General features: G+C 28.1%; 21 protein-coding genes, 1 tRNA gene and 2 pseudogenes. 6 read left to right on the forward strand and 18 right to left on the reverse strand.

Features of this window, described 5'->3' with window-relative positions; all coding sequences use genetic code 11:
* Positions 1 to 76: 76 nt before the first annotated feature.
* Genes FVE75_RS10295 through FVE75_RS10320 form a run of 6 tightly spaced genes read right to left on the reverse strand, consistent with a single transcriptional unit; the run spans position 77 to position 6548 of the window.
* Entirely contained in the window at positions 77 to 1987 is a 1911-nt protein-coding gene (locus tag FVE75_RS10295; protein ID WP_147006341.1) for a rhamnan synthesis F family protein, read from the reverse strand.
* A gap of 4 nt (positions 1988 to 1991) precedes the next feature.
* Positions 1992 to 2825, reverse strand: coding sequence for an NAD-dependent epimerase/dehydratase family protein (locus FVE75_RS10300; protein ID WP_147006342.1), 834 nt, complete (start codon positions 2823 to 2825; stop codon positions 1992 to 1994).
* Positions 2826 to 2840: 15 nt separating this feature from the next.
* On the reverse strand, positions 2841 to 3560 hold the full coding sequence (locus FVE75_RS10305; protein ID WP_147006343.1) for an ABC transporter ATP-binding protein: 720 nt from the start codon (positions 3558 to 3560) through the stop codon (positions 2841 to 2843).
* A 13-nt stretch (positions 3561 to 3573) separates the two neighbouring features.
* Positions 3574 to 4335 carry an ABC transporter permease gene (locus tag FVE75_RS10310; protein WP_147006344.1) on the reverse strand — a complete coding sequence of 254 codons (762 nt, stop codon included), beginning with the start codon at positions 4333 to 4335 and terminating at the stop codon, positions 3574 to 3576.
* Between the two features lie 16 nt (positions 4336 to 4351).
* Positions 4352 to 5215, reverse strand: a complete 864-nt coding sequence (gene rfbA / locus FVE75_RS10315; RefSeq protein ID WP_147006345.1) for a glucose-1-phosphate thymidylyltransferase RfbA — start codon at positions 5213 to 5215, stop codon at positions 4352 to 4354.
* A gap of 37 nt (positions 5216 to 5252) precedes the next feature.
* Positions 5253 to 6548 carry a sugar transferase gene (locus tag FVE75_RS10320; protein WP_147006346.1) on the reverse strand — a complete coding sequence of 432 codons (1296 nt, stop codon included), beginning with the start codon at positions 6546 to 6548 and terminating at the stop codon, positions 5253 to 5255.
* Between the two features lie 365 nt (positions 6549 to 6913).
* Between FVE75_RS10320 and FVE75_RS10325 the strand changes: the two are divergent.
* The 5 genes and pseudogenes from FVE75_RS10325 (at position 6914) to FVE75_RS10345 (ending at position 12175) form a co-directional block, all read left to right on the forward strand.
* Positions 6914 to 8607: pseudogene (locus FVE75_RS10325) on the forward strand (M3 family oligoendopeptidase).
* A gap of 130 nt (positions 8608 to 8737) precedes the next feature.
* Positions 8738 to 9655, forward strand: a complete 918-nt coding sequence (cysK, locus tag FVE75_RS10330; protein ID WP_147006347.1) for a cysteine synthase A — start codon at positions 8738 to 8740, stop codon at positions 9653 to 9655.
* A 149-nt stretch (positions 9656 to 9804) separates the two neighbouring features.
* Entirely contained in the window at positions 9805 to 10353 is a 549-nt protein-coding gene (gene epsC / locus FVE75_RS10335; RefSeq protein WP_147006348.1) for a serine O-acetyltransferase EpsC, read from the forward strand.
* Between the two features lie 232 nt (positions 10354 to 10585).
* Positions 10586 to 11080: a flavodoxin gene (locus FVE75_RS10340; RefSeq protein ID WP_147006349.1), complete on the forward strand. Its 495-nt coding sequence runs from the start codon at positions 10586 to 10588 to the stop codon at positions 11078 to 11080.
* A gap of 804 nt (positions 11081 to 11884) precedes the next feature.
* Positions 11885 to 12175, forward strand: coding sequence for a hypothetical protein (locus FVE75_RS10345; RefSeq protein WP_147006350.1), 291 nt, complete (start codon positions 11885 to 11887; stop codon positions 12173 to 12175).
* Between the two features lie 75 nt (positions 12176 to 12250).
* Here FVE75_RS10345 and lysS read toward each other — a convergent pair whose 3' ends face one another.
* The 9 genes and pseudogenes from lysS to pncB form a co-directional block, all read right to left on the reverse strand.
* A complete protein-coding gene (lysS, locus tag FVE75_RS10350; protein WP_021744415.1) occupies positions 12251 to 13735 on the reverse strand; it encodes a lysine--tRNA ligase in 1485 nt (494 codons plus the stop codon).
* Between the two features lie 20 nt (positions 13736 to 13755).
* Complete coding sequence (locus FVE75_RS10355) at positions 13756 to 14127, reverse strand: DUF1934 family protein (RefSeq protein ID WP_021744414.1); 372 nt, start codon at positions 14125 to 14127, stop codon at positions 13756 to 13758.
* A 24-nt stretch (positions 14128 to 14151) separates the two neighbouring features.
* Complete coding sequence (locus tag FVE75_RS10360; protein ID WP_147006351.1) at positions 14152 to 14583, reverse strand: hypothetical protein; 432 nt, start codon at positions 14581 to 14583, stop codon at positions 14152 to 14154.
* A gap of 12 nt (positions 14584 to 14595) precedes the next feature.
* Positions 14596 to 15066, reverse strand: a complete 471-nt coding sequence (locus FVE75_RS10365) for a 23S rRNA (pseudouridine(1915)-N(3))-methyltransferase RlmH (RefSeq protein ID WP_147006352.1) — start codon at positions 15064 to 15066, stop codon at positions 14596 to 14598.
* 60 nt (positions 15067 to 15126) lie between these two features.
* A pseudogene (gene mutL, locus FVE75_RS11800) lies at positions 15127 to 17201 on the reverse strand (DNA mismatch repair endonuclease MutL).
* Positions 17202 to 17220: 19 nt separating this feature from the next.
* A complete protein-coding gene (locus FVE75_RS10375; protein ID WP_147006353.1) occupies positions 17221 to 17778 on the reverse strand; it encodes a hypothetical protein in 558 nt (185 codons plus the stop codon).
* Between the two features lie 220 nt (positions 17779 to 17998).
* Entirely contained in the window at positions 17999 to 18982 is a 984-nt protein-coding gene (gene mvaD / locus FVE75_RS10380; protein ID WP_147006354.1) for a diphosphomevalonate decarboxylase, read from the reverse strand.
* A 21-nt stretch (positions 18983 to 19003) separates the two neighbouring features.
* Positions 19004 to 19894: a mevalonate kinase gene (gene mvk / locus FVE75_RS10385; protein ID WP_147006355.1), complete on the reverse strand. Its 891-nt coding sequence runs from the start codon at positions 19892 to 19894 to the stop codon at positions 19004 to 19006.
* A gap of 174 nt (positions 19895 to 20068) precedes the next feature.
* Positions 20069 to 21451 carry a nicotinate phosphoribosyltransferase gene (pncB, locus tag FVE75_RS10390; RefSeq protein WP_147006356.1) on the reverse strand — a complete coding sequence of 461 codons (1383 nt, stop codon included), beginning with the start codon at positions 21449 to 21451 and terminating at the stop codon, positions 20069 to 20071.
* Between the two features lie 472 nt (positions 21452 to 21923).
* Here pncB and FVE75_RS11880 point away from each other — a divergent pair, with 472 nt between their 5' ends.
* Positions 21924 to 22103, forward strand: coding sequence for a hypothetical protein (locus FVE75_RS11880; protein ID WP_147006357.1), 180 nt, complete (start codon positions 21924 to 21926; stop codon positions 22101 to 22103).
* Between the two features lie 286 nt (positions 22104 to 22389).
* Here the strand turns inward: FVE75_RS11880 and FVE75_RS10400 are convergent.
* From FVE75_RS10400 to FVE75_RS10410, 3 genes are all read right to left on the reverse strand, one after another.
* Positions 22390 to 22464, reverse strand: a tRNA-Gln gene (locus FVE75_RS10400).
* Positions 22465 to 22648: 184 nt separating this feature from the next.
* Complete coding sequence (locus tag FVE75_RS10405; RefSeq protein WP_147006358.1) at positions 22649 to 23305, reverse strand: hypothetical protein; 657 nt, start codon at positions 23303 to 23305, stop codon at positions 22649 to 22651.
* An 84-nt stretch (positions 23306 to 23389) separates the two neighbouring features.
* Positions 23390 to 24073: a hypothetical protein gene (locus tag FVE75_RS10410; RefSeq protein ID WP_147006359.1), complete on the reverse strand. Its 684-nt coding sequence runs from the start codon at positions 24071 to 24073 to the stop codon at positions 23390 to 23392.
* Between the last annotated feature and the right edge of the window lie 18 nt (positions 24074 to 24091).

Below are 24091 nucleotides of genomic sequence, written 5' to 3' on the forward strand. Positions count from 1 at the left end.
GGAGACTTTATTTCTTATAAGATGAGTATTATTTACTTGATTGCATTTCCAAATTTATATATTTAATCAGATAAATTTAATTTGTTTTTATTTTTTTAAAAACCATTTTTATTTTATTTTTTATTATTACCAGAGGTTTCTTAATAAAATCAGGTAACTTAGCGACAGCATATATTCTTAATAATTTTATAAAACTTAATTTACCTCCTAATAACTCCTTCAAATTTCTTACTAAAAAATAATGTTTCCCATTTTTAGACAATACTTTATTGGAGTACAATGCTTTATTTAATTCAGTTAACATAAAATTTAAATTTGTTAATTCAATTTTTGTATATTCCTCATTTAACAAATTAGCTGAATAATATCCTGCATCTTGAGCAACAAAGGGATAAATTCTTTCTATAGCATGTAATATAGTTCCGTCAATTTTGTTAGGCTCTTTTGGAAAATCTTCATATTTCCAATCTTTTTCTAATATCTTTTTAAATGCTCTTGGCCTAAACCAAAACATTGTCCCATACGGTGCTACAGGAGCTTTATTTTTATCAACATTTATTTCTATATCTAATTTACTTAATAAATCACATGTTAGAGAATAGTTGCTATTTCCACTATGTCCCCATTCCCTTCCAATATTGGAATAAAATTCTGCATGATTAGGTTCAAATGGTGATAGCAATCCTAATTTAGGATTCTCCAAAAATAAATTTATAACATTACATACAAATTCTTTACTCCCTAAAATATTTTCAAAGCACTTATATTTAAAGTCCTCTCCTTTTAATTGAGGCTTTAACTGCTTAGTTTTTTTGTCATGAGCAAAACATGCTATGTCATATTTTAAAATTTCTTCACTATTTGGAATTAAAAATGCACTGACATCTCTTCCTCTATTTTCAATTACTTTTATGTCTACTTTGTTTTTTAAAGTTGAAAATTTTTCTTCTATCTTTTTTTTCTTTTCTTCACTATTTGTAGTTATAAATATATCTGCATGCTCTGGCAAATTAGAAGAATAGTCAAAACATTCATCTATTAAATCTTCAAAATAAATGTGTAAAAACAGCCCTATTTTATGATTATTTTCTAATTTATTTAATGTATATCTGCTCGGTAAGCTGTAATTTAGATGTAAAGTATTTTTTATATCGTACATGTTTTCTGTTCTTAATAAATTTTCCCAAATTAAATCAGTATCATATTTTTTATTTTCTTTTAAATAATTATATAGTTTTAACGATTGTCCACCTATACTACGTGTCAAAAAATCATCATAAGGATTAAAAAAGGATCTTCTTTTAAAAATAGGACATCTTTTTTCCTCTATTATTTTTTTAGGATAATCTATTATTGGATGATCTGTAAAATCTTTTAAATCATCACTATTTATATAGCTATCTGATTTAAAACCTTTGTCATTAAATTTTTTTGTAAAAATAGATTCATGATAGGAAACACTTTCAAAATACGTATTAATCATTCTCATTTTTTCCCAATGCTGTCTAAATTCATAACTAGTAAGCATTGGCTTTCTTACTGCTATGAAATGTGACTGTATATGCTCTGGAATATATCCATATTTTATTAATCCCCACGGATCAACTGGGAATTTATGAAATTTCGTTATTCCCCAAAAGTCAAGTTCTTTTCTACTGTCCATTTCATCAAACATTTCTTTAAATGAGTAAACAGGCCCCATAATAGTCATATTTAACATAACTAATTCATCATAATTTTTCAAATTATCCCAGCCGATGTATTCTATTCCTTCTTTATATGCCCAAACATCAAATCCCTTATTTTCTCTCACGATTATCTCATTAGTGTATTTCGAAAACTCTTGTCTTCCTTCTGGAGTCAATTTACCATTACATACAACTATTAATCTATCTAAGTTCTTTTTAAAATCTTCTAAAAAATAATTTACATATCTATCAACCACTCCGTCTTTATCATAGAAAAAATATATTGCCACTCTTTTCATTCATTTATTCTCCCTTGTTCAATATTTCATTTATCTTCTTATTATTTCCCCATAATGCAGGAGAATCGTATTCTCTGTCAGGAAAAACTCCATACTCTAATTTTATATTTAAATTATTTTCCAGCAAAAAACTTTCAACTTTATCTTTCAAACTTATTGCTTTTCCAGAACAACAATTTATAATACCTTTTACTTCAGTTTGTAAAGAAGCCTTTGAAATCATCTCAGCTAATTTAAATACATTAATGAAGTCATATTTATTTGTCCCTGTCGTAAAAGGAAATTTATCTGCCCCTTCTTCTTCTTTTTGAAGAATTTTGGCAAAAATTGAATTATTATTTCTGTCATCTCCTTGAATGTAATAAACTCTTAACCATTTTAATTCGATGTTTTCAGTTTTTTCTAAAATTTTTAGTGACTGTCTCAATGTGTTTTTAGCTATTCCATAAAAAGAAATAGGATTTGTCGGAGTATCTTCATTTATTTCGCCTTCCCAATATCCTATTTCATGCATTGTTCCTATAACATTTATGTTTTTTATTCCAATTTTACTTATTTTTTCCAAAAACTCATAATGTTTTGATATATCTTGTAGATGTGTTATTGAATTATGAATAAACCCATTTCTCCAGGCTAAATGAATACATACATCAATGTCTTTAAATTTTTCTAGATATTCATCCGTATTTTCAAACAAATTAATAATTAATTTTTCTGATCTTTCATCAACTTTATCTAAATTAATATCTGCTGCTAAAACATCATTTCCATTGTCTAATAGCCATTTCACAACATTTTTCCCTATATAGCCGTTAGCTCCTGTTACCAGTACTTTCATCTGTTCCTCCTAAACTTAACTATTTTTGTATTCACTGCATATTTCTTTTGTTAACCCTATTTTTTTTATACTTCCATTTTCAAGCCAAACTACTCTATTACACATTTTTTCTATTTGATCTATTGAGTGTGACACCATAAGTACCGTTACTCCATCTTCCATCATAGATTTTATTTTATTTAAACTTTTTTCTTGAAATTTAAAATCTCCAACTGATAAAATTTCATCTACTATCAAAATATCAGGTTTTACAACAGTAGATATCGCAAATCCTAATCTCGCTACCATTCCAGAAGAAAAACTTTTTAATGGAACATCAATAAATTCGCCAAGTTCTGCAAACTCAACTATTTCGTCAAAACTTTTATCAATAAATTTTTTACTATAACCTAATATATAACCATTAAGATATATGTTTTCTCTAGCTGTCAAATCAAAATCAAAACCTGTTCCTAATTCTATAAGCGGTGATATTTTTCCATCAACTTTTACTATTCCTGTTGTAGGTTCTATTATTTGAGAAATAACTTTTAAAAGAGTACTTTTTCCTGCTCCATTAAATCCTACTAAACCAACAACTTCTCCTTTTTCTATTTTTATATTTATATCTTTTAATGCCCAAAACTCTTCATAATTTAGTTCATTTTTTATAAATTTTATAATATACTCTTTAAAAGAAAGTATTTTTTCTTTATTCATATTATACTTTAAACTGACATTTTTTAACTCAATCATTCATATACCTCGCTTATATAAATAAAATAAATTTATTTTGATTTTTCTTAAATATCAATATCCCTATTAAAAGAGATATTACTGAAACAAAAAAACATATAAAATTTAAATTTAAATCTGGAATTTCATTATACAACAAAATTTTTCTAAAATAGTCTACATAATAAGTCATAGGATTTAAAGAAATAAAATTTCTATATTTATCAGGTACTATTTCCAAAGGATAAAAAACTGGTGTAAGATAATTCCAAACTATTAATAAAATGCCATACAAATGAATAATATCTCTGAAAAATACTGCCGTACTTGAAAGAATAAACCCTATTCCTAAACTAAATATAGTAATATATATAAATAACAAAGGTATAAAAAGACTTGATATTCCTATTTTTTGTTTTGTAAATAGAATGACTATAAATACCGCAACTAATGAAAAAATCAAATTTACTAATCCAAATAAAGTTTTAGAAAGTGGAAAAATATACTTAGGCAAATAAACCTTTTTTATAAGACCTCCATTTCCAAGTATTGACATCATAGACATATTAGTCGCTTCAGAAAAAAAATTAAAAATTACCTGTCCAGTAATAAGATACAAAGGAAAATTTTTAGTTGAAGATTTAAAAACTTCTGAAAAAACAATAGACAAAACTATCATCATTAAAAGAGGATTTAAAATACTCCATAATATCCCCAAAACTGATTTTTTATATTTTACTTTTATATCTCTAACGACTAACTCTTTTATAAGATCTTTATATTTAAATATTTCCATCAAACCCTCACTTTCTTTATTTTATCAGGCCAATTAAATATTGACCATATGCTGTTTTCATCATTGGTTCAGCTAATTTTTTCAATTTTTCTGATGATATCCAGCCCTTTTGATACGCTATTTCTTCAAGACAAGCAATATAAAAACCTTGTCTATTCTGAATAGCTTCCACATAATTAGCTGCTTCTAGCAAAGATTCATGAGTACCTGTATCTAACCATGCTGTACCTCTTCCAAGATTTTTAACATTTAATGTTCCTTCAGAAAGATACATTTCGTTCACAGCTGTTATTTCTAGTTCACCTCTTGCAGATGGTTTTACATTTTTTGCTTTTTCGATAACTGTATTGTCATAGAAGTATAAACCTGGTATCGCATAATTTGATTTAGGTTCTTTTGGTTTTTCTTCTAATGAAATGGCTTTTCCATTTTCATCAAATTCTACAACTCCATAAGCTCTGGGATCTTTTACGGGATATCCAAATATTGTAGCTCCTTTTGTTAAATTAGCAGCCTGTTCAACTAACCCAGAAAATCCACTACCGTAAAATATGTTATCTCCTAAAATTAAAGCTACGTTATCATTGCCAATAAATTCTTCACCAATTAAAAAAGCTTCTGCAAGTCCATTAGGCTTTTCTTGCACTTGGTATTTTAAAGATATGCCCAAATCACTTCCATCTCCTAAAAGTTCTTGAAACAAAGGTAAATCCCTTGGTGTAGAAATAATCAAAATATCCTTTATATTTGCAAGCATAAGTACAGATAAAGGATAATAAATCATAGGTTTATCATAAATTGGTATGATTTGTTTTGAAATTGATTTTGTTAGCGGATAAAGTCTAGTTCCACTACCTCCAGCTAAAATAATTCCTTTCATTTAAAAATACCTCCTTAAAAGTATTATAAGTGTAATTTCATTTCCCTTTTCCAAATAAAACAGCTTTAGCTGTTTTTGCAACGATTAATACATCCAGTATTAAATCTTGATGTTTTAAGTAATATAAATCATATTCAAGCTTTTTTTTTGCATCATCTAAACTTTCACCATACGGGAACATTACTTGTGCCCAACCTGTTATTCCAGGTTTTATAAGATGTCTTAGATTATAATAGTTTATTTGTTTTGCGTAATCTTTTGCAAGTATGTCCCACTCTGGACGCGGACCAATAAAACTCATTGTCCCTTTTAAGATATTCCAAAGTTGTGGCAACTCATCAATCCTTGTTTTTCTCATAAACTTACCAAATTTAGTAACTCTTGTATCATTATTTAAAGTGTATTTTGAATGTTTATTAGGATCATGTAATCTCATACTTCTAAATTTATAGACTCTGAAAGGTTTCATATTTTCACCTATTCTTGTCTGTTTGAATATAACTGGCCCTTTAGATTCAAATTTAATAATTATTGCTGTAATTAATGCGAGAGGGGAAAGAATAACCATCAAAATTAATGCCAGTATTAAATCCATTCCTCGTTTTATATTTTTTTGCATTTCGTTATTTAGAATATCAAATCCATTTGATTCCAAAAGCCATTCTTCATTTATTTGATTTATATCGATTTTTTTTTGAATATCTTCGTTAAATTCCTCATAAGTCATTATTTTTAGCCCGTTGATTTTTAAATCAAATATGCGTTTTAAATATTTTTTGGAATCAGGACTTTTTATATCTTTTACAATTACTAGAATATCAACATTATTTTTAGCAATGATTTTTTCCATTTCGTTGTAATTTCCAATAAGATATTTTGTTGCTTTGCTTTTATTATTTGAAATATAACCAATATAATTGTAGTCTAATGTATTTATAATATCTTCCTGAATGTTGTTTTCTATGTGATTTGAACCAAATATTAATACATTTTGCTTTTTCATATAAATTGAACATACAATTTTTCTAAAAACCACTTGAAATACAAATATTAATACATATATATAAATAATATCAATTCTTTTCCAAAAAGCATAAAGCATCCCTGAAAATATCAAATCAATTCCTAAAGTTATAAAAACATCTTTATATCTAAAACGTTCTGCATAAAAATCCAACTGTCCAAATATAAATTTTACAAATATAAACAGGATAAATATAAAATTAGTTAGATATTTTGCTACATAATCATATTTATCCAGTAAAAAACTATATATTATATATAAAATAAATATATATAATATACGTATCCGAATATCTTTATTTAATTTCATAATTCATCCTCACTTAAAAAATACCAATTAGAGTATTTTAGTGTTAATTTATTAAATAATTATATTAACAAGTATACCATATTTTAATACTAAATTCAAGTAAACCGCCTGTTTTAATAAAAAATAAAAATGTCCATTTGATAAAATAAACTTTCATATTCCTAACTAAAAATGTCTCAACTAAAATTATTTTTTATACGAAATTTAAAATACAATGATAATTTCAAATTACTGATTTTATTGAATTTTAATTTTTGGGTTGTAATAATTTTAAATAAAAAAATCTTATCTTTAAAAATTGTTATTTCACTCAAAATTTGATATACTGAAATTATAAAAATTAAAAAATACAGAAGGAGAAAATTATGAATTTCAATGATTACAAATACGAACATTTGGACTTGGAAAAATAAAAGGACAATTTTCAGAATTAATAGATAATTTTGAAAGGGCAGAAAATGTAGAGAAACAAATTGAAGCATTTGACAAAATTATAAAGTTAAGAAATCATATTGAAACTATGCAGACACTTGTTTCTATTCGTCATAGCATTGATACAAATGATGAATTTTATGATAAGGAAAATGAATATATGGATGAAATTAGTCCAATTTTATTTGGATTTACTAATGATTTTTATAAAGCGCTTGTCAATTCAAAATTTAAGAATGAACTTATTAAGAAATATGGAAAATTATTGTTTGACTTGGCAGAAAATACATTGAAAGTTTTCTCAAACGAGATTATTCCAGATGCACAGGAAGAAAATAGATTATCTAGCAAATATTCAAAATTGATTGCCAGTGCGAAAATTGATTTTGATGGAAAAGAGCTTAATTTATCGCAAATGGTTCCCTATACGCAATCAAAGGACAGAAATGTGAGAATTGAAGCTGCAAAGAAAATAGCTCAATTTTTTGCTGAAAATCAAGAAGAATTTGACAATATTTATGATTCGCTTGTAAAGGTTAGAACTAAAATGGCACAGAAAATGGGATATAAAAATTATGTAGAATTTGGATATAAACAGCTTTCAAGGCTTGAATATGATGCAAAAATGGTGGAAGGTTACAGAAATCAAGTACTTGAAAACATTGTACCGCTACATACTGAGCTTCGTAAAAGACAGGAAAAAAGGCTTGGTGTTGAAAAACTTAGATTTTATGACGAGGCTATAAAATTTAATTCTGGAAATGCTAATCCACATGGTTCACCTGAATGGATTTTAAATCACGGTAAAACAATGTATAAGGAATTGTCGAAGGAAACTTATGAATTTTTTACATTTATGACTGAAAATAATTTGCTTGACTTGCTTTCTAAAAAGGGAAAAATGAGTGGTGGATACTGCACTTACATTCCAGAATATAAGGCTCCATTTATTTTTGCCAATTTTAATGGGACTGCACATGATATTGATGTTTTGACGCACGAAGCAGGGCATGCTTTTCAAGTTTACCAAAGCCGAGGTTTTGATGTGCCTGAATATTTATGGCCAACTTACGAAGCTTGTGAAATTCATTCGATGAGCATGGAATTTTTGACTTGGCCGTGGATGAAACTATTCTTTGAAAATGATACAGAAAAATATAAATTTATTCATTTGTCAGAAGCTCTTTTATTCATTCCTTATGGGGTAACAGTCGATGAATTTCAGCACTGGGTTTATGAAAATCCAGAAGTTACGCCACAAGAGCGTCGTGAAAAATGGCTTGAAATTGAGAAAAAATATTTGCCAACTAGAGATTACGGAGAAGTTGATGAATTGAAAAATGGAATTTTCTGGTTTAGACAAGGGCATATTTTTAGCTCGCCATTTTACTACATCGACTATACTTTAGCTCAAGTCTGTGCTTTCCAATTCTGGATAAAATCAAGAGAAGATAGTGAAAAAGCCTGGCAGGATTATCTAAATCTATGTAAACTTGGAGGAAGCAAATCATTCTTTGAACTTATGAAATCTGCTAATCTGAAAAATCCGTTCGTGGAAGGAACGTTAGCAGCTGTAATTCCCAAAATTAAGGAATATTTGGATAGTGTTGATGATATGAATTTGTAATTTAATCCATGTAAAAACCAAAATTTAAAAATATTTTCAAATTTAACTATTGATTTTAATAAATTTTAGTGCTATAATAATTGTAGATACAAATTTAGTAAATAATATATTAAATATGGAGGTAATTTTAATGATTTATGAAAATATTTTAGATTTAATTGGAAATACGCCTGTAGTAAAATTAAAATTTTTAAATGAAGAAAATATTGCTGATATTTATGTGAAACTGGAAAAATATAATATTGGTGGAAGTGTAAAGGATAGAGCGGCGCTTGGAATGATAGAAGCGGCTGAAAAAGAAGGAAAATTAAAGCCAGGTGGTACAATTGTTGAGCCTACTTCGGGGAATACTGGAATTGCATTGGCATTAATAGGGAAAGCAAAAGGATATAGAGTTATAATCATAATGCCAGATTCGATGAGTGTGGAAAGAAGAAGTATTTTGGCAGCTTATGGAGCTGAATTAATCTTGACTGAAGGTGCAAAAGGTATGAAAGGTGCGATTGCTGAAGCTGAAAAACTAGCATCTGAAAACGGATATTTCTTACCTCAACAGTTTGAAAATCCTGCAAATCCTGCAAAACACTATGAAACTACAGCAAAAGAAATTTTGGATGATTTTCCACAAATTGATGCCTTTATTTCAGGAGTTGGAACTGCTGGAACTTTATCAGGTGTTGGAAAAAGATTAAAAGAAGAAAGACCTGGAGTGCAAGTATTTGCTGTAGAACCTGCAACTTCCGCAGTATTATCAGGGGAACAGCCTGGAAAACATTCTCAACAAGGGCTTGGAGCAGGTTTTATTCCTGGAAACTATGATGCTAATCTTGTAGACGGAATTATAAAAATAACTAATGAACAAGCAATAGAATTTGCAACAAGAGCTTCAAAAGAAAACGGATTATTTGTAGGAATTTCTTCTGGAAGTGCAATTGCAGCGGCTTACGAAGTAGCTAAAAAATTAGGAAAAGGTAAAAAAGTATTAGCCGTTTTACCTGATGGCGGAGAAAAATATCTATCAGTAGAAGTATTCAGAAAGAGTCTATAAAATTAATACAGTTTATCTAATTTGGGCAAGGATTCTCTAATTATGAGATGAATTGCCTATTTTCATACTTTTTAAAAAAAATTATACAATAAAAAGTTGTTTTTAAAACAGTTTTATTATATAATCTTAACATATAAATTTTAAGGAGTGTGATTATTATTTTTAAATGGTTAATAAGTGAAATAAATAATATTGCAGAAAAAGATCCAGCTGTAAAACATAAAATAGAAGTTTTTCTTTATCCATCATTACATGCTATTATTAATCATAAAATTGCTCATTTTTTTCAAAAACGGAAATTATATTTTTTCGCAAGACTTATTTCTCAAATTTCTCGTTTTTTTACAGGAATAGAGATTCATCCAGCCGCAAAACTAGGAAATAAAATATTCTTTGATCACGGAATGGGAATTGTAGTTGGAGAGACTGCTGAAATAGGAGATAATTGTGTTATATATCATGGTGTAACTCTCGGGGGTGTAAGCACATCCAAAGTCAAACGGCATCCTACACTAAAAAATAACGTTTCTGTAGGAGCTGGAGCAAAATTGCTTGGAAACATAGTAATCGGAAACAACGTAAGAATTGGAGCAAATTCAGTCGTTTTAAAAGATATTCCTGATGAAGCTGTAGCAGTAGGTATTCCAGCTAGAATTATTCCAAAAACAGAAGAAGACTACTATATGTGGCATATTTAACTAAAATTTCAAAAAATAGAAACTTAAATTCAAATATCAAAAAAATTTGACAATCAAAGTAAAATATGATATATTTTTTATATAAAAATTTTAATAAGTAAAGTGAGAGTTTTAAATAAAACAATTTATTTCATTTCTTTTATTTAAAAGAAAATCAAAATGTATTATCTAAAAAATAGATAACCACATGAAAACAATATTTAAAACCAAACTACAAATACGGAGGGATAAAATGGCAAAAGTAGGAATTTTTTTCGGATCAACAACAGGAGTAACTGAAGATATTGCTCATAAAATTGCAGAAAAAATAGACGGAGCAGAAGTTTTTAATATTGATGGAAATGAGGATAAATTAGAAGATTATGATGTACTGCTTTTAGGAGCTTCTACATGGGGATTTGGAGACTTGCAGGATGACTGGGCAGCGGTTGTAGATGACTTGGCAAGTAAAGACTTTAGCGGAAAAAAAGTAGGATACTTTGGAAGTGGAGATCAAGGTACTTTCTCTGATACATTTATGGACGGAATTGCTATCATTGATGAAGAAATCCAAAAAACTGGTGCAACAATTATTGGAAAAACTTCAACTGAAGGATATGAATTCAACGAATCAAGAGCAGCAAAAAATAATGAATTTTTAGGACTGGCTTTAGATGAAGTCAATCAATCTGAATTAACAGATGAAAGAATTGACGCATGGGTTGAACAAATCAAAAAAGAATTTTAATAACTAACTATGTCTGTGAAAAATATTTTTTCAAATAAACTAATTATTTTCACAAAAGACAAACATAAATATAATTTTAGCTATATATTTATATATAACTAAGATAAATCAATTTTCACAAGTTGATTTTCTCTCCAAAAATAAAGAAGGCGTTCATAAGAACGTCTTTTTTTGATTTTTTCAAGGTTTCTAACTTATACTAAATCTTGAATAAATTTTTATAATAGGGGTATTTGATAGCTAATTCATAATCATTCAACTTTTTTATTTTCGTAGGATTGCTAATTGGTATAAATCCTTATTTTACAGTAAAGATTTATCCTAATAATTAAAATTGTGACAAAATTAACCTATGACTAATCTATAATGTTTTTCTAAACTAACAAAAACAAATAGTTTCCCATCAAAAAAAATGCTACAACAGATTATTTTATACCAGGTCTTGTTAAAAAAACCAAAATTATAGTAAAACTAGTTTAAAACAGAACTCAAAAATTATGACTATTTTACTCAAACCCTAAATTATATAATTTCTAGAAGTTTAATTTTAAATGGGTTCGAATATATATCTCAAAATTACTTGAAAACATTAATTTTATATCCTTTATTTAGAAAAGTTTTCAATAAATTCGTTATTTAGATGAGGATTAATACTAAAATTAGAAATTTATCTTTTTTACACATTTTCACTTCAATTTTAAAAATTTTGAAAAAAAATCAAAAAAATACTTGGTTTTTTTATATTATATGGTATACTGTAATTGTAAACGGTAATATAAAAATTTAAAAAAGGAGCTGATTAGCATGAAAAAATTAATTCTAGTAGGATTTTTAGCATTTGGAGCATTAGGATTCTCAAGATTTGTAAACGAATGTCAAGTTACTAGTAAAGCAAAAGGAAGAGCAACTTGTGAAAGTTTGGAATCTGGAAAAACATTCCAATTTACAAGCGGTAAATTATCTTCAATTTCAAAAGGATCTACTTATAAAATTTATTTTGAAGGAAATGGATACAAAGGGTTACGTCTAACTAAGGCTACTCTTGTTTCTTCTGACGATTCTTCAGATTACGATGATTCTGAGGGAGATGACTAATTAATTATCTCTTTAATAAATGTATAAAAAAAACTCTAAGTTTTTATAAACCTAGAGTTTTTTATTTATATTAAATTATAATTCGATATCTTCTTTTCTTAAAGTTGGGAATAAAATAACATCTCTAATTGAAGCAGAATTCGTCTGTAACATAACTAGTCTGTCGATTCCTATTCCAAGCCCTCCTGCTGGTGGCATTCCATATTCTAAGGCACGGATATAGTCTAAATCCATTCCTTGTGCTTCATCATCTCCAGCTTCCTTCAATTTCACCTGTTCTTCAAATCTTTCCTTCTGATCTCTCGGATCATTTAATTCTGAATAAGCATTGGCAAACTCTCTTCCTGAAATAAACAATTCAAATCTGTCTACCCATTCAGTTTCACCTTTTTGGTTTTTTGAAAGCGGAGAAATTTCTTTTGGATATTCTGTAATAAATGTTGGATTTAATAAAGTTCCCTCGACTTTTTCTTCAAATATCAAGTTTAAAATTCCATATTTTGTATAAGTTTTGTCTTTTTCTAGCGGAATATTCATTTCTTTTGCTTTATTTATAGCATCTTCATCACTGCTAACTGTGTCAAAATCAAATCCAGTTGTTTCTTTTACAATGTCCTTCATTGTAACACGTCTCCAAGGCTTTGCCATATTAATAGTCTTATCTTCATATTCAATCTCATATTTACCATGAAGCTCAAATGTCAAGCTTGAAATCAAATCTTCTGTCAAGTCCATCATATCATTAAAATCAGCATAAGCCTGATACAGTTCCATCATTGTAAATTCTGGATTGTGTTTTATTGAAATTCCTTCATTTCTAAAACTTCTGTTTATTTCGAATACTTTTTCAAATCCACCTACAAGCAGTCTTTTTAAGTATAATTCAGGTGCTATTCTCAAAAACAGCTCCATATCAAGTGCATTATGGTGTGTTACAAATGGTCTTGCTGTAGCCCCTCCAGCAACTGGGTGCATCATTGGAGTTTCCACTTCTGTAAATCCTTGTTTTTCAAGATAGCTTCTAAAAAATCTTATAATTTGGAATCTTTTTTTCATAGTATCCATAACTTCCCTGTTCATTACAAGATCCACATATCTTTGTCTGTAACGAGTTTCGATGTTAGTTAACCCATGAAATTTTTCTGGAAGTGGACGTACATTTTTAGATAATACTTCAAAAGAATCTACTCTTAAAGTCAATTCTCCAGTATTAGTTCTAAAAAGTTTCCCTTCAAGTCCAATAAAATCTCCAAGTCCCATTTTTTTATAAATTTCGTACTGTTCTTCTCCAACTTCATCTTTTTTTACATAGTATTGAATTTTCCCAGTTGGATCCTGAATTTGTCCAAATCCATTTTTCCCCATTCTTCTAAAGGCAACGATTCTTCCAGCTGTTTTAAATACTTTATCACAAGTTTCATCGTATTGATTTATTTCTGCAATATCATTTAATTTTTCATATTTTCGGCCATACGGTTCAATTCCTATTTCTTTCAGTTCTTCTACTTTTTTTAATTTTTCTTTTATAATACCATTATCATTGTGGTTTTGATTGCTCATCTATTTTTCCTTTCTGCTTTTTAATTATCTAACATTTGTATTTCTAAATTTATACTATTTATCACTTCATTACCATCTATTATATCATATTCCAGCATTATTTTTCCATTTTCTTTTTCAAATTTTTTTGTAAAAATTTCATATTTCCCACGAAATTTTGTTGTAATGAAAGTAAACGAAGTATTTTTATCTTTTTTGAATATCTGCTTGAAATTGATTTCGCCGTGTCGGTAAATTTCAATGGAATCAATTTTATCAACAATCTTACATTTTCCATATTCATCTTTGTAATGATATTCTTTTTTTTCATCAACAATTATTATTTTTTCCAGTTCAAATAACTTTTCATAATTTTCTTTAAATTTATCCAAACTTTTTATTTTTATTTTCATTTTTTTCCTTAAATATTTTGGTTTTTATTCATCTTCATCATCAAAGAAATCATCTAAAAATTCAGATAAATCCTCATCATCTTCGTCTTCATTGTCAAAAAATCCATTTTCATCATTATTATCATCATTTAATGAATCAAAATTTCTTTCATCAAATTCTCCATCCACATTTTCATTTTTGTCGTATTCTCCGAAATCTTCGTTCCAATACATGTAATCCTTGTCAGACCCATAATATTCATCATTCCATATTTCAAGAACTTGATCTTCCTCATCTTCATCCAAATCATACAGTTCCTCTTCAATACTGTCATAGTAAAAAACCTTTTTTTCCCCAGTTTCATCATCGCAAACTAAATATTCCTTATCTCCTACCGTAATATTTGAAAGGCACGTATATCCTTCAACGTCACCCTCATTATTGATTTTTTCAAATTCTTCCCCAGCAGAATACATAATCTCCCTCCGTTATTTATGATATTTTATATTATTATTAATTGAAACCCATCTGTATAGTTGCTCTGTTAAAATTAATCGCATAAGTTGATGTGGAAAAGTCATTGGCGAAAAACATAATCTGAAATCCACAATTTTTCGTAAATTATCATTTACACCATTTGAACCGCCTATTATAAAATTAATTTCACTGCTTATCATAGAAATTTCTTCAATTTTTTGTGCCATTTCTTCTGAATCAAGCATTTTTCCTTTTAAATCAAGTAAAATATTGTATGAATAACTTTTTTTTGAGATTGCATTTATTATTCTTTCAGTCTCAGAATTTATTGCATTTTCAATACCTTTGTTATCATCTTCTTCAGCAAGTTCTATAATTTCGAGTTTAATGTACTTTGATAACCTTTTTAAAAATTCATTTATTCCCTCTTTTATATATTTTTCTTTTATTTTTCCAATACACACTACATTAATTCTTATCATATTTTTTCCTTATTGTCAAAAGTTTTTTCATTTTTTTACTAAATTTCTCAATTTTTACCTTTATTTTCTTCTTCCAAACATTTTATCCAAATCATTTCTAGAAAGTTTTACAATAATTGGACGTCCATGCGGACACGTATATTTCCCAACTTCGTGAATCCTTCGAACCATATTCTGCATTTCAAATGTGTCAAGTTTTTGTCCAGCCTTCACGGCTCCTTTGCATGACATCGAAATAATAATATTTTCCCGCAAATCCTTTATTTCAACTTCATTTTTCAAATCCATAAGTAACTGTAAAAATACATTTTCAATGCTATCCCGAAAATCAAAGGCAGGCACGGCACGAATGACAACTTCATCTTCTGAAAATTCATCAATGTCAAATCCAAAATCTTTAAAAATGTCAACATTTTCAAAAATAATATTTTTTTCAATTTGTGTAACTTCCATTTTTAACGGTAATAATAAATGCTGTGATTCAATTTTATTATTATAAAACTTGTCCTTTAGCTCTTCATACAAAATTCTCTCATGGATAATATGCTGATCATAAATTTCCAGTTCGTCATCTCTGCGAACAAGAATATATGTGTCAAAAATCTGCCCTAGAATATCATAATGAAACTGCTTTCCGATATGTTTTTCAAACGTTCCGACTTTATAATGGGATTCATTTTCAGTATTTTCATTTATAGTATCAAAATTTCTATATTCAGTAGTATTTTTATAATTCTCAAAATCACTTCTTTTATCCCAATTTTTCGTAGAATATTCATTCTTTGTCTTAAAGTTTTCCACATTGTTTTCCACAGTCATTTTTGAATCATCATTCATCTTATTCCATATTTCATCAACGCTTAAATCATTTTCGTTTTTGTTTTTTATAAAGTTTTCACCATTTGAAAAACTATCATTACTCATATTTTCAGAACTATCAAAAACTCAGAATTTTTATCATTTTTATTAAAATCATCCGCTGAAAAATTATCTTTCTCATTTAAATTTTTAGTATTTTCTAAACTTTTTCCGTCAAAAGTTTCCAAACTTATAACTTTTTGATTTTCCCCCTTCAAAACATCATGAGAAAACAAATCATCCTTTTCCAAAGCGACATTCTCATTAATATTCATATTTTTCTTTATCAAGTCAATATTAGGTTGCCAGTTTTCTCTGTCATTGTAGTAAAAAAAGTCATCAATTGCTGATTTTATTTCATTATAAACAATTTTATCATTTGAGAATTTTATTATTTTTTTGGATGGGTGAACGTTTACATCTATTTCTTTTGGATCAGCATTGTAAAAAATAATTGCAAATGGATATTTCCCCTTCATTAATTTAGTGTAATAGCCGTCTATAACAGCACGTTCAATAGTTGCTGACTTTACATATCGGTTATTTACAAAAGTAAACATAAAGTCCTTTGAACTTCGTAAAATTTCTACGTTACCTAAATATCCATATTCAAATTTTTTCAAATTTCTCAAAACTGACTTTCCAAATAATTCAAGAATTGTATTATCAATCCCTTTTCCACTTGTCTTTATCGTACTTTTCCCAGCGAGTTCCAGCGAAAAAGCCACATTACTGTTTGAAAGTGCTTCCTTTAGTACAATATCCCTAATTTTACCGTATTCTGTTGACATTTTGCGTAAAAATTTCCGTCTGGCAGGCGTATTGTAAAATAAATCCCTGACTTCCATTTCTGTACCGACATTTCTCGAAACTTCCTCAAACTTTCTCACAACTCCGCCATAACAGCCAATTTTGTATCCTACAGGACTATTTTCAGAACGTGTAGTAATCGTAAGCTTAGACACCGCCGCAATAGACGACAAAGCCTCTCCACGAAACCCATAAGTGTTTAAATTAAAAACATCTTCCTTTTCCTTAATTTTAGAAGTAGCATGCCGTTCCACCGACAAAAGAGTATCGTCCTTATCCATCCCAATTCCGTTATCACTTACTTTAACATCCGTTCCAGCTTTAAAAACCTCAATTTTTATCATTGTAGCCTTCGCATCCAGCGAGTTCTCAATCATCTCCTTAATCATCGAAGCTGGATTTTCCACAACTTCCCCAGCGGCAATAATATTTGACACTTTTTCATCAAGTATTTTTATATATCCCACAATTTCTCCTCCTTTTTCATCAGTTTTTCTTTTTTAAGACAAATACAGCTATCATACAGACAATTAATCCAGCAACTGCAGGCTTTAACATTGACAATGCACTATTGCCAGTTAAAAGGTAGCTGTTAAATATTTTAAGAATTGCAGTTGCTATTAAAATTAATAAAAGTAATTTCCAGTTTTTTGTCAAAGTTGAAACTATTATAAAAATAAAAAAAATTATAACAGTAAAAAACAGGGCAATTTTATCCATTGTCCATCCACTTTTCAAATAATTTGCTTCAAAATTTAAAAATTTTACAATTTCAGGATTAATTATATTTGGCTTTGGAAACCAGAACATGCTCGTAAACAGACCAAAAATAGAAATTGAAATTCCTGAAAACCTCTTTTTGTATGCACTCCAGATTATTGGAATAATAAATAGTGGTCTAATATACCAGCTTAGTATATTATGGTGTCGCTGAAATGCCCACATAAAAAATATGTTATTACTAAAAAATAAATAAATTAAAATTATTGTCATAATTCCAAATAATATACCTATAGCTATGTCAAATTTTCTTGATTTATCCATTATTCAAAATCCTTTCCAAAATATATTTTAACTCTTTCAATATTAAACTGATAAAATCAAACAATTTTAGGAATTATCATAATTTTTTATTTTCAATTTCAAATTATACTCAAACCTACTTAAAATTAAACTACTAAAAATTATATAAATTTAGGGTTTGAGTAAAATAGTCATAACTTTTAAGTTTTGTTTTAAAGCAGTTTTACTATAATTTTCACAATTATAATTTCACAGTCTTGCTCACAATAATCTTATACTTTTCTTCAAAAATTTCTGCTAATTTTTCTAAATCCTCTTCCAAACAAAGTACCTTCACATTAGGCCCTGCATCCATTGTAAAATAGCATTTTTTGCCATTATTTCTCAAATTTTTTACAAAATCCATTGCTTCATAAGTTTTTTCATTAAAATATGTAAATGGAGGATTTGCAGTTTCTGTTGTCTTGTGCATTCTAAGAGCATTCTCTTCTGTCAAAATTCCGACTTTTTCAAAATTATTTTCAGCAAGATATTTTTTCATATTTACAAAGTCAATTTCCGATTGTTTTACCCACTCATCAAAATATGTTGAAGTTTTGGCACAAAGCTCCATTCCATTTCGGCTTGAAATTTCCTTTTTATTTTCATTCAGCACAAGCACAATCATCGCCAGTTTCAAATCTGTCCTTACCTCATAAATTTCTCCAGTATCCTTATCCCAAGCAGCAATAGGTCCAAAAAAGCTTCTCGAAGATGAACCAGAACCAAATTTTGAAATCTGTGCAAGTTCAGATTGCGTATAGTTTTTTCCAAAAAGTTCATTACAAGCCTTTATTACAGCCGATAAACCACTGGAACTAGAAGAAAGTCCCGCAGCTGTGGGCATATTATTTGTTGTAGAAATTTTCACCTTCTGACTTCTATTTTCCCTGAATAAATCTACAACTTTACTAATCTTTTCTGTATGCACACTATCCTGTAATTCTCCATTCAAATAAAACAAATCTGTCATGTCGGCATATTTATCTTTACAATTTTCGCTTTTTATATCTTTTTCAACTGCAATTTTAATATCTTCATCATTTATAAATTCCAGCTCTGTTTCTGTAAACATATCGTTAAGAGTAAGGGAAATACTGCTTGTAGAAGGTATCATTTTTTCTGCATCTTTTTTCCCCCAGTATTTTACAATCGCAATATTAGCATAAGATTTGACTTTTACCATTTTTACTCCTTTATTTTCTTATTAAATTTTCTCCACCCAAATATTCTCTGCCCCACATTTTAACAATTCATCTTTTATTTTTTCTACAATTTCCATATTTTTAGCAAGTGCGATTACACAGCCTCCTAATCCTCCGCCAGAAATTTTTGCCCCACTTGCTCCGTTTTCGATTGCTGTTTTTACAAATAAGTCTGTTTTTTCAATTGTTATATTCAAGTTTCGGAGTTTTGTATTTGCTTTTGTCATAATTTTTCCTATTTTATCAACTTTTTCTTCTTTGGATCCAATATTTTCAGTTAAGATTTTAATTATTTCATCTGTCAATTCACCTAGTTTCTTTAAAGAAATATCGGCTTTACTTCCTAAATTTTTCACATTCTGAATTGCCTCACTAGTATTTCCGTAAATGCCTGTATCTGCAATTACAAGATATGCACCAAGATTTAAGTCAATGTAAGAAAATCCCTTATTTTTTATGAATTTTATGGCTTTATCGCTTAGGCATGTTTTGGCATCTATCCCGCTCGGAGTTTTATGAGCCACGATTTCCGCCGCATGAACTAGTTTTTCCAGTAATTCATCATCCAGATTTTTCTCAAAATAGTCAAATACTGCTCGGATTGCAGCAATACTGACTGCAGCTGAAGAGCCCATACCACGTTTGGGTGGAATCTGGGAAACTACTTTGTATTTTATTTTTGCATTTTCTTTTTTTAAATGTCTTAATGCAGTAAAAACTGCAACTGAAAGAGTATCTGTCTTGTTATAAAAAAAGCTAGTTTTTGCTTCTTCGACTACACATTCAATTTCAATCTTTTTTAGTGGAATAGCAATGGCAGGATAACCATAAACGACAGAATGTTCCCCAATTAATATGATTTTACTATGTGATTTCCCGATACCTTTTTTCATCTGCACTCAATCTCCTTAAAGTTACGACTATTATTTTCAAACTCCCATATTTCAAATCTTCATAAATTTCGTATTAAAAGAGTTCGTTTATAAATTGTAAGTTAATTATACTAAAAAAATTGAGATAATCCAATATTTTTTGTTAACATAATTTGTAAATATATAATTTTATTTTTATTTTGTCTTTATTCTTAATAGTCTGTCTTTCAAATTTTCTAATTTTTCTGATAATTTTACTCTTCTAGTTTTCAGCTTTTCACTATAAATTTTTTTTAAGTAAATCAAATTGCTGTCATAATATTCCTTTGCCTCTTTTAAATCTAAAAGCTCATAACTTTTTTCTATTTTTTTACCATTTTCAATATAATTTATCGTTATTTTTTGTATATTCTCTATATTTTCCAATTTTTCTTCTTCTAATGTCACAACATCATAAAAATCCTGATTTTCATAAACTCTATATAAATCCTTGTTTCCTGGCAATGATGTTTTTCCACTTTCATCAGAAATTTTCATTACGTCATTTTCATTAATTTTAGACATTTTATATACAGTGCTTATTTCTCTTTCTGGCAATGCTATGGCATCTCCTACTCCAAATACATCAACTTCTGCCTGATTTTTTATTAGATTTGCTATTTTTTTGTCGTCAAGTCCGCTCGTTAATACAATTTTCGCCTTGTAAAGTCCATTTTTATCCAGTATTTTCCTACATTCTTTTGACAATTTCTCCAAATTTCCCGAATCTATCCTTATTCCATACATTCCTTCGTATTTATCATCTATGCCATTATCTTTAAATGCCTTCACAGCACTAATTATTCCTCTCTCAAGAGTGTCATAAGTATCAATTAGCATTATAAGAGCCTGATTTTTGTTCCTATACATTTTTATAAAAGCGTCAAAAGCCTTGTATTCGGCACTTTCTCCCATTCCAAAAGTTTGGATAAAGCCATGTGTCATCGTTCCTGTACTTTTCAAGTCATAAAGATATTCTGCCGCAAGATTTGAGTGAGATATGCAGCCAGCTACATAGCTAGCTTTTGTCATTGTCATCGCCGCATCAAATCCAGCTGTTCTTCTTGTTCCAAATGAAAGCACTCCCCTTCCTTCAGCCGCTAGCACAATTTTAGAAGTGACTGTTGCCGCAAGTGTCTGAAAATGAAGAATATTCAAAATAGGCGTTTCAAGGATTTTCCCTTGTATAAGTGGAGCAGTAATCGTTAGTATTGGCTCATTTGAAAATATAATTTCTCCATCTCGTACCCCTTTTATCGTACCTGTAAATTTCATATTCGCAATATATTCGATAAAATCAGAATTATCAAATATTTTTGACAAATATTTCTTCTTATCGTCATAAGAAGTTTCGTTAAGTATCTCGATAAGCTCAAGAACATCAGATATCCCATATACTACAGCATAGTCATTTTCTTTTTTTGTACGCAAAAATACATCAAAAGTTGCAATTTCATTTTGCATATTATTTTTTAAATAAATCTCACTTTCTGTGTACTGATACCTGTCTGAATTTAAAAATTTAAAAAATTTTTCCATAAAATAACCTCATTTTGTATTTTTTTCTATTATCTCATATTTTAGCTTTATTTAAAAGAAAATAATTTTTATTTTAATTCTATAAAATAAATATAGTAAAACTAGTTTAAAACAAAACTCAAAAATTATGACTATTTTACTCAAACCCTAAATTATATAATTTCTATCAGTTCAATTTTAAATGGGTTCGAGTATATATTAAAAAAATAATCATAATACACTAAAAATTATTTTAAAATTATGGCTTTTCTATCTGTAGTTAACTTTTAAAAAAATTGAAATAAAATTTTTAAAATAACAGATTAGTCAAAATATAGTTTCTTTGGTTTTATACTAAACCCTATTTAAATGACGAATTTATTATAAACTTTTCTAATAAAGAATATAAATCTAATATTTTCAAATAATTTAAGATATAATTTTCATTTTTTAAACAGAATCTAGTATAAATAACTCGTCAGAGCATTTTTCTGTGCTGGCAAAACTGTTTGAGCATAGTGAGTTTTTTGTCAGTACAGAAAAATGTCGTAGACTAGCCATAGGTTATTGCGTAGCAATCTTGCCAAATGTTTTGATTATCAGGATAAACCTTTACTGCAAGATAAGGATTTGCGGCAATGAGCAATCCTACGAAAATAATAATAAAAAATGAATGATTATGAATTAGCTATTGAACAACTCTATTATAAAAATTTATTCTCACTTTTAAATGGGGTTTAGTATTAATTTAAAAAACATATAAATAGGATTTTATTATCAATAATAGTAAAATTAATTACAATAGAATAGAAAACGAAAAGATTTATTTTTTATCTGTAATGAAAAACGAGTCTATAAAATATGTTTTGAAAAGCTGGAATTTTTATCAAAATATTTTATTATAAAAAAAACTACTGAAAACAGCAGCTTGTTTATATCTTATACTATTTAATTTTAAATGGCTGGGCTGAATGGATTCGAACCATTGCATGCTGGAGTCAAAGTCCAGTGCCTTACCGCTTGGCGACAGCCCAACAATATCTCTACAAGACAAGAACTATTATACAAAATAAATTTGATTTTGTCAACTATTTTTTAAACTTTTTTATCTAAAGTATGTATAGTTGTCAAACATTTGTTACAAAAATATTTTAAAAGTCTGTCTAATTATTAATATATTTTATTCCTAGACAGACTTTTATTGTTTCAAAATATTTTTTAATTACTACCTTTTATTATTTTTTCTAGGTTTTCTGCCTTCCATTTACCATTTACTTTTTTAAGTATTGCTGGTAAATCTTGCACTATTACTTCTTCTTCAGTAACTTTTTTGGCTTCTTGTTCAAACATATTTATTCTTTCTTGAATTGCAATATTGTAGTAATTTCGTTTTATAGGTTCATTTCCTTTTTTTCTCATAATTTCTTCAAATTCATCTCTGCTAATTTTTGATTTTTCTAAAATTTTTCTTTCTGTTTCTTCATCCAAATCCAACATATCTGAAACTGTTCTTAAGCTCTTAGATCTTATATCATAAATTGCTTCTGCTTCTTCATCTGAAATGTAATTTATTTGTTTTATATCAAATTTTAATCTTGTTTCATTTGCTGTAATTCTCGAAATTTCTCTTACATATTTTTCTACAATTTCTCTTTTTAAAGAATTGCTTATTACATAATCTTTAAACAGTCTATTATAAGCTTCTTTTTCAAGCTTTTTCTCATTATCTCTTATTCCTTCATTTACAATTGTAAAAAAATACGATTGCAGCCTGCTTCGAAGCATTTTCTGTATTGCTCTGTCTTCAGTAGAATTGTTTACTGCAAAAATATTTCCTGCCATTACCATCATAATCAAAAATAATATTTTTTTCATATCGACTCCTTATTTTTTAAATTATTTATAAACTTTTAAAATTTATTTCTATTAAATTATACCACATTTTTTTATAAAAGTTGCTTATTTTTCTACTTGCCATCTGCCGTTCACTTTTTTTAGCATAACTGATATATCTTCTAATAAACTTTCCTCTTCTTTTGTTTCTTTTATTTCTTTATTAAGAAGAGTTATCATTTCATCCAATAATGTGTAATAGAATTTTTTCTTTAATTCCTCATTTCCTTTGCTTTTCATTATTTTTTCTGTTTCTTCCATATTTTTAGCTCCTACTTTTGCCAAAAATTCTTTTTCCAGCTTTTCATCAAAGTCCAACATATCCCAAACTTTATCTATATTTTTAATTTTTATATCATAATCTACCTCAACTTGATTTTGAGAAATATAATTAATTTTTTTTACCACAACTTTAGGTTTAACAGCACTAAACACAAACTTCAGCATTTCATCAGTAAATTTTTTCCCGATTTCCTTTTTCAAACTATTACTTAACACATAATCCTTTTCAAATAAACTATCTGTAGAAAATTTTGAAGCCTCTTTATTCATCTCTGCTTTCATAGCACTCGTAACCATATCTACAAATGGCTGCATTCCGATTTGAACAGCATTTTCAATCTCGTTTCTCTCACTTTCTGATATTCTGCTTGTTGCTGTAGTTCTTGCACTTTTAGTCTTTTGTGACTTTGGTGCTGCCAACATATTTCCCATTACTGCCAGCATTAATACAAATAATAATTTTTTCATAAAATCTCCTCGCTTTAT

It is taken from the genome of Leptotrichia hongkongensis (assembly GCF_007990635.1).
Lineage (GTDB): Bacteria > Fusobacteriota > Fusobacteriia > Fusobacteriales > Leptotrichiaceae > Leptotrichia > Leptotrichia hongkongensis.